The following is a 16,607-nucleotide window of genomic DNA, read 5'->3' as shown; positions in this document are numbered from 1 at the left end:
ACGGGGGTCGGCACGAGCCGACCGATGGCCAGCGGTCAGCGAACGGTCAGTGCGACCAGGTTGCCGCCGTTGCCATAGGCATACAGCCAGTCGCCCACCACCAGCGGACGGGCGCGCAGGCCGTTGCTGTCGATGCGGATGCGCCCGACGAAACGGCCGTCGGTCTGGCTGAGCAAGTGCAAGTAGCCCTCCAGATCGCCGACCGCCACATAGCTGGAGAGCACCGCCGGCGACGACAGCTGGCGGCGGGCCAACGCATCGTTCTTCCACAGCGCCGAGGCACTGCGCTCGTCAATGCCCTCGACGGCGCCCTCGGCCAGGCTCACGTACACGCTGCCGTAGCCCAGCGCCACGCTGCCGTTGCTGGAGGCCTGACGCTGCCACAGGGGCCGCCCGCTCTGCAGATCGAGGGCGGCGATACTGCCCTGGAAGGTCGCGACATACAGGGTGCCGCCGGACAACTCCAGGCCACCGTCGATGTCCACCACCCGCTCGAGCTCGGAACGGCCGGAAGGCACCGCCACCCGCTGCTCCCAGATCGGCAGGCCGCGCTGGGTTTCCAGGGCGATCACCTTGCCGCTGGAGAGACCGGCGATTGCCAGCTGATTGGTGAGCAGGGGCGTGCCGGTGCCGCGCAGGGTGAGCACGGCCGGGGTGCTCTCGTAGATCCAGCGCTGGCTGCCGCTGCTCGCCTCGAGGGCGATCAGGCGGTCGTCCTGGGTCTGTACCAGCACCACGTCACCATTGCTCACCGGCGGGGCCAGCACCTCGCTGCTGACCCGGCTGCGCCAGACCTGCTCGCCACTGCCCGAATCCAGCGCGATCACTTCACCCTGCAGGGTGCCGAGCAGGACTTGGCCATAACCGGCACCAACGCCCCCTGATATCGGCAACTCCAGATCCTTGCGCCAGATGACCTTGCCGCTGAAGCGGTCGAGGGCCATCACCTGTCCGGCGGCATCGGCGACGAACAGGTTGTCGCCCTCCACCGCCGGCACCAGTTGGTTGTAAGTCTTGCCCTGGCCCTCGCCGATGGAGCGACTCCACTCCTTGCTCAGCCGTACCTCTTCCTTGAACTTCGTCAAGGGAGCCGGCGGCTGCTCCTTGGAACTGTTGAACCAGTTACTGATGCAACCGGTGAGCGTCGCGGCCATCGCCAGCACCACGGCATGCTTCCAGGCCTTCACGTCAGGCGTCTCCCTTGGCCAGATCGTCGAGTTTCATCTGCAAGGTACCCTGCCCGGCCTCTTCGGGCTGGGCCGCCTTGGCCTTTTCGTAGGCAGCTCGCGCCTCGTCGGGACGGCCGAGCTGGATCAGCAGATCACCCCTGACCTCCTCGCGACCGGCCTGGAAGGTTGCCGGATCGGCCTCACCGGCGAGCAGGGCAAGCCCCTCCTCGGCCTTGCCCTGGGCTGCTAGGACCCGCGCCAGGCGCTGGCGTGCCACCTCGCCGAGGGTGGCATCGAGCGGTTTGTCGAGAACCTTCCGCAGTTCGACCGCGGCATCGTCGAGCTTGCCCTCCTCCACCGCTACCTTGGCGACCAGCAGGCTGCCGTACTGGGCATAATGGCTACCGCCGAAATTGCTCTGCAGCTGCCCGTAGAGGTCGGTGATCCTGGCCATGTCCGGCTTCGCGGCAGGACTCAGACTGGCATCCAGCAACTGCTGGTAGAGCGCCGAGGCCCCCTGGGCCTGTCCGGTCTGGTGCTTGTCCCAGCCCTGCCAGGCGAAGACCGCCACCAAGGCCAGAACGCCGCCAGTGAGCAGGGGCTTGCCATTGCGCTGCCACCAGTCCTTGATCTGCGCCAGCTCTTCATCTTCGGTACGCGAGGTCACCCCGATTACTCCTCAATCCAGTATTCAAGCCTGCAGGCAGGTCGCCAGGCGCTCGCCCAGTTCGTTCCAGCCTATGCTTTGTTGTTCGCCCTCGGCGCGCAGCGGCTTCAGCCCGACGATGCGCCCGGCCAGCTCGTCCTCGCCCAGCACCAGGGCATAGAGGGCGCCGCTCTTGTCGGCCTTCTTCAACTGGCTCTTGAAGCTGCCACCTCCGGCATTGACCGCCAGACGCAGCCCCGGCAAAGCATCGCGCAACCGCTCGGCCAGCCCCAGGGCCGCGAGTTCGGCCGCCTCGCCGAAAGCGCAGAAGTACACATCGACCTGCCGGGACAGCTCCGCCGGAATCTTGTCCAGGGTCTCCAGCAGCAGTACCAGGCGCTCGACGCCCATGGCGAAGCCCACCGCCGGCGTCGGCTTGCCGCCCAGCTGTTCGACCAGGCCGTCGTAGCGGCCGCCGGCACACACGGTGCCCTGGGCGCCGAGCTGGTCGGTGACCCACTCGAATACCGTCTTGCCGTAGTAGTCCAGGCCGCGCACCAGCTTGGGATTGATCACGTAGGGGACGCCGGCGGCGTCCAGGCGGGCCTTGAGGCCCTCGAAGTGCAGGCGAGATTCCTCGTCCAGGTAATCGGCCAGCTTGGGCGCATCCACCAGCAAGGCCTGGGTGTCCGGGCTCTTGCTGTCGAGGATGCGCAGCGGGTTGCTGGACAGGCGGCGCTGGCTGTCCTCGTCGAGCTGCTCGAAGCGTGCCGAGAGGTACTCGACCAGCGCCTCGCGGTAACGCGCACGCGCCTCGCTGCTGCCCAGGCTGTTGAGTTCGAGGGTCACCGCCTCGCGCAGACCGAGCAGCCCCCAGAGGCGCCAGGTCAGCACGATCAGCTCGGCATCGATGTCCGGCCCGGGCAGGTTAAGGACCTCCACGCCGATCTGGTGGAACTGCCGGTAGCGGCCCTTCTGCGGGCGCTCATGACGGAACATCGGGCCGACGTACCAGAGCTTCTGCACCTGACCGCCGCCGCTGATGCCGTGCTCGAGCACCGCACGCACGCAGCTGGCGGTGCCCTCCGGACGCAGGGTCAGAGAGTCGCCGTTGCGGTCCTCGAAGGTGTACATCTCCTTCTCGACGATGTCGGTGACCTCGCCGATCGAGCGCTTGAACAGCTCGGTGAACTCGACGATCGGCATGCGGATCTGCCGGTAGCCGTAGCCGTCCAGCAGACTGGCCACGCCGTTCTCGAAATAGCGCCAGAGCGGGGTCTGTTCCGGCAGGATGTCGTTCATGCCACGGATGGCCTGGATGTTCTTGCTCACGCGGATTCCTTAGCTGCGGACGATCAGGCTGGCATCGGTCGCGGACTTTTCCGCGGCCTTGCGGCGGATCAGCCGCTCCAGCTCGTCCACCAGATTCTCGTTGCCCAGCTTCTGCGCCGGCTTGCCGTCGATGTAGATCAGGTTGTTCGGGGTGCCGCCGGTGAGGCCGACATGCGCCTCCTTGGCCTCGCCGGGACCGTTCACTACGCAGCCGATCACCGCCACGTCGAGCGGCACCAGCAGATCCTCGAGGCGGGTCTCCAGCTCGTTCATGGTCTTCACCACGTCGAAGTTCTGCCGCGAGCAGCTCGGGCAGGCGATGAAATTGATCCCTCGCGAGCGCAGGTGCAGCGACTTGAGGATGTCGAAGCCGACCTTGATCTCCTCCACCGGATCGGCGGCCAGCGACACGCGGATGGTGTCGCCGATGCCCTCGGCGAGCAGCATGCCGAGGCCCACCGCGGACTTCACGGTGCCCGAGCGCAGCCCGCCGGCCTCGGTGATGCCCAGGTGCAGCGGCTGCTCGATCTGTCCGGCCAGCAGGCGATAAGCGGCCACCGCCATGAACACGTCGGAAGCCTTGACGCTGACCTTGAAGTTCTGGAAATCCAGGCGGTCGAGATGTTCGACGTGGCGCAAAGCGGACTCCACCAGGGCCTGCGGGGTCGGCTCGCCGTACTTCTTCTGCAGGTCCTTCTCCAAGGAACCGGCGTTGACGCCGATACGGATCGGAATGCCTCGGTCGCGCGCGGCGTCCACCACGGCGCGGACCCGGTCCTCGCGGCCGATGTTGCCCGGGTTGATGCGCAGACAGTCGACACCCAGCTCGGCCACGCGCAGGGCGATCTGGTAGTCGAAGTGGATATCGGCGACCAGCGGCACCTGTACTTGCTGCTTGATCCGGCCGAAGGCCTCGGCGGCATCCATATCCGGCACCGAGACGCGCACGATGTCGGCCCCGGCGGCTTCCAGGCGGCGGATCTGCGCCACGGTGGCCTCGACGTCGTGGGTGTCGGTGTTGGTCATGCTCTGCACCGAGATCGGTGCATCGCCGCCCACCGCCACCGAGCCGACCCAGATCTTGCGCGATGGACGACGCTGAATGGGTGATTCACTGTGCATGGAGGCTTAGTTCCCCAGTTTCAGGCGGGCGGTCGCGCCGCGGGCGGTATAAGGGGCCAGATTGACCGGCTGGCCGTTGAAACTGACCTCGGCACCGTGGGCGAAGCCGAGGCGCACGTCCAGGGGCTTCTGGCCACGCAGCTCGAGCATGTCGCCGGCGCGCTTCAGGCCGCGAAACAGCGTCTTGCCGCGGGCGTCGGTGACCTGTGCCCAGCAGTCGGCCGTGAAGCGGATGCCCAGCAGCCCTTCCCCGGCGGCCGGCTCGGCAGCCGGGGAAGGGCTGGCCGCGGCTTCCGGCGTACTGGCCGTGGCCGGAGCAGCAGCCGGCACGGCCGGCACGACGACCGGCGCGGCCGGAGCAGGGGCAGCCCCGGCCTGCGGAGCAACCGGACCGGGCACGACCGGCGCCAACGGCAGCGGCGTCGCCTCAGTCGCCGCCCCGACCGCCGGGTGGCTGTCCGTACCGACTGCGCTACCGGCCAGCGGGGTCGGCTGGGGCTGCAGTTCGGCAGGCTGGAGCGCCTGAGCCACAGCCTGGTCTTCGGGCTCGTCGAGCGGATGGATCTGGGTGGTGCCGTCGGCGCTGTCGACCTCGACATGGGCCAGGTTGAGCGCGTTGCGGCTTCCCTGCTGCGCCGAATGCTCCTGCCACCAGAACAGGGCGGTGCCGACCAGCAGCAGGATCAGGGCAAGGCCGGCCAGCCGCAGGAGACTCTGCGAAATCCGCAGCGGCTGCTCGATCCTCCCCAGGCTGTGCACTTCGCTGCCCTTGGCGTTGGTGCCGGTGTACTGGTCGAAAGCCTCGACCAGGCGGGCCTGGTCCATGCCCAACAGCTTGGCGTAGGAGCGCACATAGCCACGGGCGAAGGTATGCCCCGGCAGCTTATCGAACTCGCCGGCCTCCAACTGGGCCAAGGTCCGGGCGGAAAGATGCAACTGACCGGCCACCTGGGCCAGCGACCAGTCGTTGGCCTCGCGGCCCTTGCGCAGGATCTCTCCCGGATTGACGGAGGCCGCTGCCGTGCTCTCGATTTGCGACGCGTTCATCGTTGCTCCGACAGATATTGCTGATATTCCGGCGTGCCCGGGTAATTGCGCTTCAGTTGCAGGCCAAGAGTGGCGGCCTGATCACGATCATCGAAAATCTTCGCCAGACGAGTGCCCAGCAGCAAACTGCGGGCATTCTGCTCGCCCATCCGGCTGAAGCTGGCGTAATAGGAGCGGGCCGACACATAGTCGCGCTGCTCGAAATCCAGCGTCGCCATTTCCAGCAGAGCCAGGGGCTGCTGCGAATTGATCCGCAGGGCCTTTTCCAGATGCCCCTTGGCGAGGTCGCGGCGGCCCAGCTTGACCGCGGTCAGACCGAGATTGAGGTAAACCCGCGCACGCTCGGGGTATAGCGTGTCCGCCGCCGCCTGCTGGAAGCGCTCGTAGGCATCCTGATAGCGACGTTGCTCGAACAGAAAGCCGCCATAGTTGTTCAGGATCCGTGCGTCGCCGGGACGATTGGCCAGCGCCTTGCGATAGTGCTGATCCGCCAGGTCGGACTCGAGCTCGGCCTGGAACACCAAGGCCAGGGCAGCGTGGGCATCGGCATCGGACGGATCGATCTCCAGCGCCTTGCCCAGCGGCGCCTTGGCACGATCGGTCTGCCCCTGCTTGAGATAGCCGAGACCGAGCTGGATATAGGCATCGCGGGCCTGCTGGCGGCCCTGCGCGGTCCTCATGGGGTCGACCGATCCGGTCGAGACGCAACCCACCAGCAGCGTGGCGGAAAACAACAGCAGCGCAGCGCGCAGGGTCATAGATATCCTCGTTCAGGTCCGGTTAGCGGCACCAGGGGATGGCGTCACCTCGTCACCGAGCTGACGCACGGCGATATGGCGCTCGCTACGCCGGGTGCGATCCATGACCTGGCCGACCAGCTGGCCGCAGGCAGCGTCGATGTCGTCGCCCCGCGTGGTGCGCACCGTGACGTTGTGCCCAGCCTTATGCAGCAGATCCTGGAAGCGGCGAATGGCATTGTTGCTCGGCCGCTCGTAACCGGAGAAGGGAAAGGGATTGAAGGGAATCAGGTTGATCTTGCACGGTACGTCGCGAAGCAGCTCGATCATCTGCGCGGCATGTTCGGGCTGGTCGTTGACGTCCTTGAGCAGGGTGTATTCCACGGTCAGCACGCGCTTCTCGCCGAGACGCGAGATGTAGCGCTTGCAGGCATCCAGCACCACGACCAGCGGGTACTTGCGGTTGATCGGTACCAGCCGGTTGCGCAGCTCGTCGTTGGGTGCGTGCAGCGACAGTGCCAGGGACACGTCGATGACCTTGCCCAGCTCGTCGATCATCGGCGCCACGCCGGAGGTGGAGAGGGTCACCTTGCGCTTGGAGATACCGTAGCCGAGGTCGTCCATCATGATCTGCATGGCGGCGACCACGTTATCGAAATTCAGGAGCGGCTCACCCATGCCCATCATCACCACGTTGGTGATGGCGCGGTCGATCTTGGCCGGGACGGTGCCGAAGGATTTGTTGGCGATCCACACCTGGCCGATGATCTCGGCGGCAGTCAGGTCGCTGTTGAAGCCCTGCTTGCCAGTCGAACAGAAACTGCAATCCAGCGAGCAGCCGGCCTGGGACGACACGCACAGCGTGCCACGCCCGGCCTGCGGGATGTACACGGTTTCGACGCAACTACCGGACGCCACGCGTACCACCCACTTGCGGGTGCCGTCACTGGAAATGTCCTGGCTGACGATCTCCGGGCCACGGATCTCGGCGCAGGCCTTGAGCTTTTCGCGCAAGGCCTTGCCGATGTTGCTCATGGCCTCGAAGTCGTCGATGCCGAAGTGGTGAATCCATTTCATCACCTGACCGGCGCGAAAGCGCTTCTCGCCGATGGACTCGAAGAAGCCTTCCAGCTGCGGCTGGGTCAGCCCCAGCAGGTTCACCTTGGTGGTTTCGCTCATGGATTCACCCTCCCCCATCGCCTGATCAGCGGATGCGGGCACACACCTCGGTGGCGGCGAAGAAGTAAGCGATCTCGCGAGCAGCAGAAGCCTCGGAGTCGGAGCCGTGCACGGCATTCTCATCGATGGACACGGCGAAGTCGGCGCGGATGGTGCCCGGAGCTGCGTCCTTCGGGTTGGTGGCGCCCATCAGCTCACGGTTCTTGGCAATCGCGCCCTCGCCTTCCAGCACCTGCACGACAACCGGACCGGAGGTCATGAAGGACACCAGATCCTTGAAGAACGGACGCGCCTGGTGCTCGGCGTAGAAGCCGCCGGCTTCGCGCTCGGACAGCTGGACCATCTTCGCAGCGACGACACGCAGACCAGCCTTTTCGAAACGGGTGAGAATCTCACCGATGACGTTCTTGGCGACGGCGTCGGGCTTGATGATGGAAAGGGTACGTTCAACGGCCATGGATAGCTCCAGTCAATCGGGGGTTTGAAAAGCGGAAAATTAAACCCGCGGATTATACGCGGGTTCCAGTGAAATACATAAGACCAGCTTGTGGATCAGTCGGCTTCTTCGATCCAGGCCGCCTGGATGGCCTCCAGCACCTTTTCGCCGCCTCGCGCGGGTTCATCGTCGAACTCCGGCAAAGCCAGCACCCAGCGGTGCAGGTCGACGAAGTTGAGGTAGCGCGGATCGATCTGCGGATGAGTATCGGCCAGTTGCAGGGCGATTTCCTGTACGTCGGTCCATTTCAGACTCACGGGCATGCCCTCAGTGCTTTTCCGACACTTGGTTGATGGTATAGCGGGGAATTTCCACCACCAGGTCCTCCGTGCCGACCTTCGCCTGACAGGATAGCCGCGACTCCGGCTCCAGCCCCCAGGCCTTGTCGAGCATGTCGTCCTCCAACTCGTCGGACGGCTCCAGGGAGCCGAAGCCCTCGCGCACGATCACGTGACAGGTGGTGCAGGCACAGGACATCTCGCAGGCATGCTCGATCTCGATGTCGTTGCGCAGGGCAGCATCGAGAATGCTCTCACCAGGCTCGGCCTCGACCACCTTGCCTTCGGGACAATGTACTTCGTGGGGCAGAAAAACGATCTGCGGCATCACTCACTCCTCGATTTCGTTCAGTCGGCGGCCGGACAAGGCAGCCTTCACAGAGGCATCCATGCGCCGGGCGGCGAAGGTGTCGGTGACCTGCGCCAGGCGCCGGGTATGCAGCTCGATGGCGACGCCATCCTGCCCATCGATCACCTCGCGCAGCGCCTGCATCTGCGCGTCGATGTCAGCCCGCTCGCCGGGGCTCAGCAATGCTTCGCCATCCGCCTCCAGAGCCGCCTGTACCGCTTCCAGCAGGCGCCGTGCCTCGACCTGCAGCTCGCGCAACTGGCGTGCCGCCTTGTCGCCACCGGCATGCTCGAAGGAATCCTTGAGCATGCGCGCGACTTCACTGTCGGTCAGGCCGTAGGAAGGCTTGACCTGCACACTCGCCTCGACTCCCGAACCCAGCTCGCGGGCGGAAACGCCGAGCAGGCCGTCGGCATCGACCTGGAAGGTGACGCGGATCTTCGCCGCACCCGCCACCATCGGCGGAATCCCACGCAGCTCGAAACGCGCCAGGGAGCGGCAGTCCTTGACCAGCTCGCGCTCGCCCTGCAAGACATGGATCAGCATGGCCGTCTGACCGTCCTTGTAGGTGGTGAAGTCCTGGGCACGCGCCACCGGAAGCGTGGTATTGCGCGGGATGACCTTCTCCATCAGCCCGCCCATGGTCTCCAGCCCCAGGGACAGCGGATTGACATCCAGCAACAGCAGCTCCTCGCCGTCGCGCCCGTTGCCGGCCAGGGTATCGGCCTGCAGCGCCGCACCGATGGCGACCACCTGGTCAGGGTCGATGTCGATCAGCGGCTGACGGCCGAACAACTCGGCGACCGCCTGGCGCACCCGGGGCACCCGGGTCGAACCGCCGACCATGACCACCGCGGAAATATCCTGCGGATCGATCTCGGCGTCGCGCAGTGCCCGGCGACAGGACTTGAGACTGCGCACCACCAAAGGCTCGATCAGTGCCTCGAAATGCTCGCGGGACAGCTCGCCCTGCCAGGGACCATAGGCGAGCGCCACCGAGCCGCTGTCACTCAGCGTCTCCTTGGCCGCGCAGGCCAGTTGCAGCAGATGGCGCTGAGTGCCCGGATCGAGGTCGGCGGACAATCCCGCCTGCTCGACAATCCACATGGCGATGGCATGGTCGAAATCGTCGCCGCCCAAGGCGCTGTCGCCGCCGGTGGCAAGCACCTCGAAGACCCCCTGAGTCAGGCGCAGGATGGAGATGTCGAAGGTGCCGCCACCCAGGTCGTAGACCGCCACCACGCCCTCGGCGCGCCGGTCGAGGCCGTAGGCGACCGCCGCCGCGGTCGGCTCGTTGAGCAGGCGCAGCACGTTCAGACCGGCCAGCCGCGCTGCGTCCTTGGTGGCTTGCCGTTGGGCCTCGTCGAAATAGGCCGGAACGGTGATCACCGCGCCGACCAATTCGCCGCCCAAGGCTTCCTCGGCACGCCGGCGCAGCACCTTGAGGATCTCTGCCGACACCTCGACCGGGCTTTTCGGCCCCTGCACGGTATCGATGAAGGGCATGTGCGACTCGCCCTCGACGAAGCGGTAAGGCAGTTGCTCGCCGAGCAGCTTGACATCGGCAATACCGCGCCCCATCAGGCGCTTCACCGACAGCACGGTATTCAGCGGGTCGACGGTGGCGGCCACCTTGGCACTGCGGCCGACCTCGACCTGGCTGCCGGCCAGGTAACGCACCGCCGAAGGCAGGATCGCTTCTCCGTCGGCATCCTTCAGGGATTCGGCCAGACCACTGCGCAGCGTGGCGACCAACGAATTGGTGGTGCCTAAATCTATTCCAACCGCCAGACGGCGCTGGTGGGGTTGCGGGCTCTGTCCGGGTTCAGCGATCTGCAGTAGGGCCATGACATTTCAGCTATCGGAGGCGCAGCGGATCTGCGCGGGGTTAGTCGTCGAGGCGCTCTTCGAGCTGGCGGACTTCGGCGGAGAGCTTGTCGAGAAACTGCATGCGCCGCGCCAGGCGCTCGGCTTCGTCACGCCGCTGCGGATCGGCCCAGCAGGCGGCAAAGCCCTCGTTCAGTTGGTCCTGCGCCTGCGCGAGGTGGCGCTTGAAGCGTGCCAGTCCGCCCAGATCGGCACTGTCCTGCAATTCCTGAAGTTCTTCACGCAGCTCCATCTGCTGCATGAGGAACACCGGGTCCTGCACCGTGGTCTCCTGGGGCATCTCCTCGCCCAGCAGAGACAGCAGGTAGCGGGCGCGCCGGGACGGACTCCTCAGTGTCTGGTAAGCCTCATTGAGCCGGGCGGACTCCTCCAGCGCCAGGCGCTGCTCGCGCACGGACGCGCCGGCGAAGCGGTCTGGGTGCACCTGCCGCACCAGCTCGCGATAGCGCATCGCGAGCTGGTCCAGGTCGAGGCGAAAATCCGGCTCGAGGTCGAACAGGGCGAAATGACTGGCATTAGCCATGCGATCGTCTCAAACGTTGAAGCTTTCGCCGCAGCCGCACTCGCCACGCACGTTCGGGTTGTTGAACCTGAAGCCTTCGTTGAGCCCTTCGCGGACGAAGTCCAGCTCGGTGCCGTCCAGGTAGACCAGGCTCTTGGGATCAATGATCACCTTGACTCCATGGCTCTCGAACACCTGATCCTCGCCGGCCACCTCGTCGACGAACTCCAGCACGTAAGCCAGACCCGAACAGCCACTGGTGCGGACGCCCAGGCGGATACCCTCACCCTTGCCGCGCCCCTCGAGGGAACGACGCACATGGCTGGCGGCGGCTTCGGTCATGGTGATGGCCATTGCAACTCCTTCGTCAGTGTCAGCGTGGTTAAACCAGGCCCTTCTTGTGCTTATAGTCGCGCACGGCAGCCTTGATAGCATCCTCTGCCAGCACCGAGCAGTGGATCTTGACCGGCGGCAACGCCAATTCTTCGGCGATCTGGGTGTTCTTGATGGTTTCCGCCTCGTCCAGGGTTTTGCCCTTCATCCACTCGGTGGCCAGCGAACTGGAGGCGATGGCCGAACCGCAACCGTAGGTCTTGAACTTGGCGTCCTCGATGACCCCCTGCTCGTTGACCTTGATCTGCAGGCGCATCACGTCGCCGCAGGCCGGGGCGCCCACCATGCCGGTGCCGACGTCCGGATCTTGTGCGTCGAGATTGCCGACGTTGCGCGGGTTTTCGTAGTGGTCGATGACCTTGTCACTGTAAGCCATGGTGCAACACCTCATTAATCACGGGCAATTTCGGAAAGGGATCTCAGTGGGCCTGCCACTCGACCTTGGTCAGGTCGACCCCTTCCTTGTACATGTCCCAGAGCGGCGACAGCTCGCGCAGCTTGCTGACCGCCTCGCAGACCTTCCGCGCGGCGTAGTCGACATCCTCCTCGGTGGTGAAGCGACCGAAGGTGAAACGAATCGAACTGTGCGCCAGCTCGTCGTTGCGCCCCAGAGCTCGCAGCACATAGGACGGTTCCAGGGAAGCCGAGGTGCAGGCCGAGCCCGAGGAAACCGCGAGGTCCTTGAGCGCCATGATCAGCGACTCGCCCTCCACGTAGTTGAAGCTGAGGTTGAGGTTGTGCGGCACTCGCGCCGTGGCGCTGCCATTCAGATAGACCTCTTCGAGGCTGCCGACATGTTCATGGAAGCGCTGACTGAGAGCGGCGATGCGCCGGCTTTCCGCAGCCATTTCTTCCTTGGCGATGCGGAAGGCTTCGCCCATGCCGACGATCTGGTGGGTCGCCAGGGTGCCGGAGCGCATGCCGCGCTCGTGGCCGCCGCCATGCATCTGCGCCTCCAGGCGCACGCGCGGCTTGCGGCGTACATAGAGCGCCCCGATGCCCTTGGGCCCGTAGGTCTTGTGGGCGGAGAAGGACATCAGATCGACCTTCATACTCTCCAGGTCGATGGCCACCTTGCCGGTCGATTGCGCCGCATCGACGTGGTACAGCACACCCCGGGCACGGGTCAGCTCGCCGATGGCGGCGATGTCGTTGATGGTGCCGATCTCGTTGTTGACGTGCATCACCGAGACCAGGATGGTGTCCTCGCGCAGCGCCGCCTCGACCATCGCCGGGGTGATCAGGCCGTCCTCGCCAGGCTCGAGATAGGTCACCTCGAAGCCTTCGCGCTCGAGCTGGCGGGTGGTGTCCAGCACCGCCTTGTGCTCGATCTTCGAGGTGACGATGTGCTTGCCCTTGCTCGCGTAGAAGTGCGCGACCCCCTTGATCGCCAGGTTGTCGGACTCGGTGGCACCGGAGGTCCAGACGATTTCCCGCGGATCGGCATTGACCAGCTCCGCCACTTGGCGGCGGGCATTCTCGACGGCCTCTTCGGCTTTCCAGCCGAAGACATGGGAGCGCGAGGCCGGATTACCGAAATTGCCGTCCATGGTCAGGCACTCGCTCATCTTCTGCGCTACCCGCGGATCGACCGGGGTGGTGGCGGAATAATCCAGGTAAATCGGCAACTTCATGAGGCTCTCCTGTCGGGCTGGCATCCGGCTCATTCGATGGCGGATGCTTCGATCTTTCCGGCATACGGCAGCGGGCAGCCGCCACCCTGGCGCCGATCCTGCAGGCGGGCAAGATCCTGGACGTCGCTGCGGGCGACCAGATCGGCCAGACTGATGCCGCTGAGAAATTCGTGGATCTGGTGGCTGAGGTCGCACCACAGGTAATGGGTCAGGCAGACCTCTCCCGAATGGCAGCCGCGGTCGCCTTGGCAACGCGTTACATCCACCGACTCGTTGACCGCGTCGATGACTTCGGCCACCTGGATGTCGGCCATGGCCCGGGACAGCTGATAGCCGCCCCCAGGGCCGCGGACGCTGGTCACCAGGCTGTTGCGCCGCAACTTGGCGAACAGCTGCTCCAGATAGGAAAGGGAAATCCCCTGGCGCTCGGAGATGTCGGCGAGGGAGACGGGGCCGTTCTGGGCATGCAGTGCCAGATCGAGCATGGCCGTAACGGCATACCGGCCTTTGGTTGTCAGTCGCATGGTCGATACCAGGGAATCGCTGATTTGTGATGAGTATGCAATATCCGAGTATTTGGATCAACTATAAATCCATCCACTTTACTCGGAATTACCCGCTCCCGGACGGTCCCGCCGGGACAGCAGCGACGGCGATATCAGACCGGCGGCTTGCCGTTCTCTTCCTTCACCCCGGCGAAATCCTCCTCACGTAGCGCGGGCAGCTCCTTGGCGTGGTAATCGCTGCCCAACGCCTTGAGCGCCTGGCACATGCCCTCAAGACGCTCGTCGACTGCCTGCAGGTGATCGAGCAACTGGCCGATGGCGTGCGCCACCGGGTCCGGCATGCTCTGGCCGAGGGCATAGGCGTCGAAGCCGTATTTCTCGGCGAGCGCTTGGCGCCGGGCTTCCTGCTCGTCGTCCGGCTTGGCGATGATCCGTCCGGGAATCCCCACCGCCGTGGCACCGGCCGGCACCGCCCGAGTCACCACGGCATTGGAGCCGATCTTGGCGCCGGCGCCGACGGTGAAGGGGCCGAGAATCTTCGCCCCGGCCCCGACGATCACTCCATCTTCCAGAGTCGGGTGGCGCTTGCCCTTGTTCCAGCTGGTGCCCCCCAGGGTCACGCCGTGATAGAGCGTGACGTCGTCGCCGATCTCGGCAGTCTCGCCGATCACCACGCCCATGCCATGGTCGATGAACAGACGCCGGCCGATCCGCGCGCCCGGATGGATCTCGATGCCGGTCAGCCAGCGCCCCACGTGCGAGACCAGCCGCGCCAGCAGCTTCCAGTCGGCGCACCACAACCCGTGCGCCAGGCGGTGCAGCCACAGAGCATGCAACCCGGATAGCAGATCAGCACCTCGAGGGCGTTGCGGGCAGCGGGGTCGCGCTGGAAAACGCTCCGGATATCTTCTCGCATGCGTTCGAACATCACTGCTTTCTCCGCGTATGGGCCTCGCCACGAGCCGCCTTCTGGGTTTCCGTCAGGATGCCGCGCAGGATATTCATTTCCAGCTTGCTGACTCCGCTGCGGCCGTACAGCCGGCGCAGCCGCGACATCAGATGGCGCGGCTTTTCCGGATCAAGGAAGCCGATCTCCACCAGGGTGCTCTCCAGGTGCCCGTAGAACAGCTCCAACTCGTCCATGGTGGCCGGCTGGGCATTGAGCATCGCCGTGGTTTCCAGCTTTTCCTGCTTGCTCGGCAGCCCCTCGGCTGTCAGCCAGGCCATGCGCACCTCGTAGGCGAGCACCTGGACTGCCGCCGCCAGATTGAGCGAGCTGAACGCCGGATCCGAAGGAATATGCACATGGAATTGGCAGCGCTGCAGCTCCTCGTTGGTCAGTCCGGCATATTCGCGACCGAACACCAAGGCCACCTCGGCGCCCTGCCCGGCCTGTTCCAGACAAGTCGAGGCACACTCGCGCGGATCCAGCAGCGGCCAGGGGATACGCCGGTCACGGGCACTGGTGCCGAGCGCCAGGCTGCAGCCGATCAGCGCCTCCTCCAGGGTGGCGACCACCTGCGCACTATCCAGAATGTCGGTGGCGCCGGAGGCCCGGGCAACCGCTTCGCTGCTCGGAAAGTCTTCGGGATCGACCAGATAGAGACGGCTCAGGCCCATGTTTTTCATGGCGCGAGCCGCCCCACCGATATTGCCGGGATGACTGGTATTCACCAGGACGACGCGAATGTTCTGCAGCAACACCAGCTCCCCAACGCTACACGACCAAAGGGGCTGGCATCTTACAGAAGCCGGCTGGCGGGCGCCACGCGACCCCGGCCACTGCACCCCTCGCCCGTTTCTGCTAGTATGGCCGGCTTTCTTTAACGACCCAGGTGAAACCTCCATGCAGCCCATGCTGAATATCGCGCTGCGCGCAGCCCGCAGCGCCGGCGAACTGATCTTCCGCTCCATCGAACGCCTGGACGTCATCTCGGTCGACGAGAAGGACGCCAAGGACTACGTCAGCGAGGTGGATCGCGCGGCGGAGCAGACCATCATCGCCACTCTGCGCAAGGCCTACCCCAACCACGCCATCCTCGGCGAGGAAGGCGGGCTGCAACCGGGCAGCGGCGAAGGCGCCGACTACCAGTGGATCATCGACCCGCTGGACGGCACCACCAACTTCCTGCGCGGCGTGCCGCACTACGCGGTGAGCATCGCCTGCAAGTACAAGGGTCGCCTGGAGCATGCCGTGGTGCTCGATCCGGTGCGCCAGGAGGAATTCACCGCCAGCCGCGGCAACGGCGCCGCCCTCAACGGCCGGCGCATCCGCGTCAGCCCGCGCAAGAGCCTGGACGGCGCCCTGCTGGGTACCGGCTTCCCGTTCCGCGACAGCCAGCTCGAATACCTCGAGAACTACCTGGGCATGTTCCGCGCGCTGACCGGTCAGACCGCCGGCATTCGCCGCGCCGGCGCCGCCAGTCTGGACCTGGCCTACGTCGCCGCCGGCCGCTACGACGCCTTCTGGGAGTTCGGCCTGTCCGAATGGGACATGGCTGCCGGCGCCCTGCTGATCCAGGAGGCGGGCGGCCTGGTGAGCGACTTCAGCGGCGGCCACGAATTCCTTGAGAAGGGCCACGTGGTGGCTGGCAACACCAAGTGCTTCAAGGCCGTGCTGACTGCCATCCAGCCGCACCTGCCGCACGCGCTGAAGCGCTGAAGCGCCAGCCGCAAAATAAAAAACCCGCAATGGCGGGTTTTTTATCGACCTGAAAAGACGCGAGCGGAGCGACTGCCTACCACACGGATGACGCATCCTCGCGATCCAGCAGCAGCCGGCCGTTACGCACCGGAATCCGCGCGCCGGGATTGTGGTCCATGCGCACCCAACCGACCTCCTGGCCCAGCCGATACTTCACATCGTAGCCGGCCACCCCGTAGTAGCCGCTGTCCGCCATGCCATCGCAGCGGGTTTCGGTGCCGGCCTGGGCATTGCGGGCCTGCAGGGTTTCCTGGATCTTGTTGCCGGCATAGCCGCCGGCCACTGCGCCAGCCACGGCAGCGAGCTTCTTCCCGCCACCACTGCCAATCTGGCTGCCCAGCAGGCCGCCGGCCACCGCACCGATCAACGTGCCAGCGATCTGATGCTGATCCTTGACCTGGGCTGGGCGACTCGCCTCGACCTCCCGACAACTCTCGCGCGATGCTTCGCCGTTCTCCCTGATCGGCTGCACCGCCAGCACGTCGGCATACTCCGGCTCGCGCTCGCCCAGGCCGTAGGCGGATACCGCCCCACTCGCGACCATCCCCAGCGCACCGAACACCGCCCCCACGATCATTGCCTTGCTCATCACTGTCTCCTGCCTGCGCTCTTCCCACCACGACGGA

The 16,607-nt window shown here is 65.5% G+C and carries 19 protein-coding genes and 1 pseudogene; 1 reads left to right on the top strand and 19 read right to left on the bottom strand.

Annotated features, from left to right (window positions below; all coding sequences use genetic code 11):
- Positions 1 to 35: 35 nt before the first annotated feature.
- From bamB to trmJ, 18 genes and pseudogenes are all read right to left on the bottom strand, one after another.
- Positions 36 to 1,154 carry an outer membrane protein assembly factor BamB gene (bamB, locus tag Atro_RS18425; protein WP_497927707.1) on the bottom strand — a complete coding sequence of 373 codons (1,119 nt, stop codon included), beginning with the start codon at positions 1,152 to 1,154 and terminating at the stop codon, positions 36 to 38.
- Positions 1,155 to 1,188: 34 nt separating this feature from the next.
- Entirely contained in the window at positions 1,189 to 1,836 is a 648-nt protein-coding gene (locus Atro_RS18420; protein ID WP_497924578.1) for a YfgM family protein, read from the bottom strand.
- A gap of 24 nt (positions 1,837 to 1,860) precedes the next feature.
- Positions 1,861 to 3,147: a histidine--tRNA ligase gene (gene hisS / locus Atro_RS18415; RefSeq protein WP_497924576.1), complete on the bottom strand. Its 1,287-nt coding sequence runs from the start codon at positions 3,145 to 3,147 to the stop codon at positions 1,861 to 1,863.
- Positions 3,148 to 3,156: 9 nt separating this feature from the next.
- Positions 3,157 to 4,269 (bottom strand): flavodoxin-dependent (E)-4-hydroxy-3-methylbut-2-enyl-diphosphate synthase, encoded by a 1,113-nt coding sequence (gene ispG, locus Atro_RS18410; protein WP_497924574.1) that lies wholly within the window; start codon positions 4,267 to 4,269, stop codon positions 3,157 to 3,159.
- Between the two features lie 6 nt (positions 4,270 to 4,275).
- Positions 4,276 to 5,316 carry a RodZ domain-containing protein gene (locus Atro_RS18405; protein WP_497924572.1) on the bottom strand — a complete coding sequence of 347 codons (1,041 nt, stop codon included), beginning with the start codon at positions 5,314 to 5,316 and terminating at the stop codon, positions 4,276 to 4,278.
- A complete protein-coding gene (gene pilW, locus Atro_RS18400; protein WP_497924570.1) occupies positions 5,313 to 6,074 on the bottom strand; it encodes a type IV pilus biogenesis/stability protein PilW in 762 nt (253 codons plus the stop codon). The genes Atro_RS18405 and pilW overlap by 4 nt, the downstream gene beginning before the upstream one ends.
- A gap of 12 nt (positions 6,075 to 6,086) precedes the next feature.
- On the bottom strand, positions 6,087 to 7,232 hold the full coding sequence (rlmN, locus tag Atro_RS18395; protein ID WP_497924568.1) for a dual-specificity RNA methyltransferase RlmN: 1,146 nt from the start codon (positions 7,230 to 7,232) through the stop codon (positions 6,087 to 6,089).
- Positions 7,233 to 7,257: 25 nt separating this feature from the next.
- Positions 7,258 to 7,689 carry a nucleoside-diphosphate kinase gene (gene ndk, locus Atro_RS18390; RefSeq protein WP_349572608.1) on the bottom strand — a complete coding sequence of 144 codons (432 nt, stop codon included), beginning with the start codon at positions 7,687 to 7,689 and terminating at the stop codon, positions 7,258 to 7,260.
- Between the two features lie 95 nt (positions 7,690 to 7,784).
- Positions 7,785 to 7,985: a Fe-S cluster assembly protein IscX gene (gene iscX / locus Atro_RS18385; RefSeq protein WP_497924566.1), complete on the bottom strand. Its 201-nt coding sequence runs from the start codon at positions 7,983 to 7,985 to the stop codon at positions 7,785 to 7,787.
- 10 nt (positions 7,986 to 7,995) lie between these two features.
- Positions 7,996 to 8,334 (bottom strand): ISC system 2Fe-2S type ferredoxin, encoded by a 339-nt coding sequence (gene fdx / locus Atro_RS18380; RefSeq protein ID WP_497924564.1) that lies wholly within the window; start codon positions 8,332 to 8,334, stop codon positions 7,996 to 7,998.
- A 3-nt stretch (positions 8,335 to 8,337) separates the two neighbouring features.
- Complete coding sequence (hscA, locus tag Atro_RS18375) at positions 8,338 to 10,203, bottom strand: Fe-S protein assembly chaperone HscA (protein ID WP_497924562.1); 1,866 nt, start codon at positions 10,201 to 10,203, stop codon at positions 8,338 to 8,340.
- Positions 10,204 to 10,243: 40 nt separating this feature from the next.
- Positions 10,244 to 10,765, bottom strand: a complete 522-nt coding sequence (gene hscB, locus Atro_RS18370) for a co-chaperone HscB (RefSeq protein WP_497924560.1) — start codon at positions 10,763 to 10,765, stop codon at positions 10,244 to 10,246.
- A 9-nt stretch (positions 10,766 to 10,774) separates the two neighbouring features.
- A complete protein-coding gene (gene iscA, locus Atro_RS18365; RefSeq protein ID WP_497924558.1) occupies positions 10,775 to 11,098 on the bottom strand; it encodes an iron-sulfur cluster assembly protein IscA in 324 nt (107 codons plus the stop codon).
- Between the two features lie 28 nt (positions 11,099 to 11,126).
- Entirely contained in the window at positions 11,127 to 11,513 is a 387-nt protein-coding gene (gene iscU, locus Atro_RS18360) for a Fe-S cluster assembly scaffold IscU (RefSeq protein ID WP_497924556.1), read from the bottom strand.
- A 43-nt stretch (positions 11,514 to 11,556) separates the two neighbouring features.
- Entirely contained in the window at positions 11,557 to 12,771 is a 1,215-nt protein-coding gene (locus tag Atro_RS18355; RefSeq protein ID WP_497924555.1) for an IscS subfamily cysteine desulfurase, read from the bottom strand.
- Positions 12,772 to 12,800: 29 nt separating this feature from the next.
- Complete coding sequence (iscR, locus tag Atro_RS18350; protein ID WP_497924554.1) at positions 12,801 to 13,295, bottom strand: Fe-S cluster assembly transcriptional regulator IscR; 495 nt, start codon at positions 13,293 to 13,295, stop codon at positions 12,801 to 12,803.
- Between the two features lie 134 nt (positions 13,296 to 13,429).
- Positions 13,430 to 14,205, bottom strand: a pseudogene (cysE, locus tag Atro_RS18345) (serine O-acetyltransferase).
- Entirely contained in the window at positions 14,205 to 14,981 is a 777-nt protein-coding gene (gene trmJ, locus Atro_RS18340; protein WP_497924553.1) for a tRNA (cytosine(32)/uridine(32)-2'-O)-methyltransferase TrmJ, read from the bottom strand. The pseudogene cysE and the gene trmJ overlap by 1 nt, the downstream one beginning before the upstream one ends.
- Before the next feature lie 142 nt (positions 14,982 to 15,123).
- On the opposite strand from trmJ, the gene suhB reads away from it, so the two are divergent.
- Positions 15,124 to 15,939 carry a type III secretion system regulator SuhB gene (gene suhB / locus Atro_RS18335; RefSeq protein ID WP_497924551.1) on the top strand — a complete coding sequence of 272 codons (816 nt, stop codon included), beginning with the start codon at positions 15,124 to 15,126 and terminating at the stop codon, positions 15,937 to 15,939.
- Between the two features lie 76 nt (positions 15,940 to 16,015).
- On the opposite strand, the gene Atro_RS18330 is transcribed toward suhB, so the two are convergent.
- Positions 16,016 to 16,570, bottom strand: coding sequence for a glycine zipper 2TM domain-containing protein (locus Atro_RS18330; protein ID WP_497924549.1), 555 nt, complete (start codon positions 16,568 to 16,570; stop codon positions 16,016 to 16,018).
- Positions 16,571 to 16,607: the final 37 nt, after the last annotated feature.

The sequence above is a fragment of the Azotobacter tropicalis genome (assembly GCF_059739045.1).
This window is presented reverse-complemented; position numbering and strand designations above follow the sequence as displayed.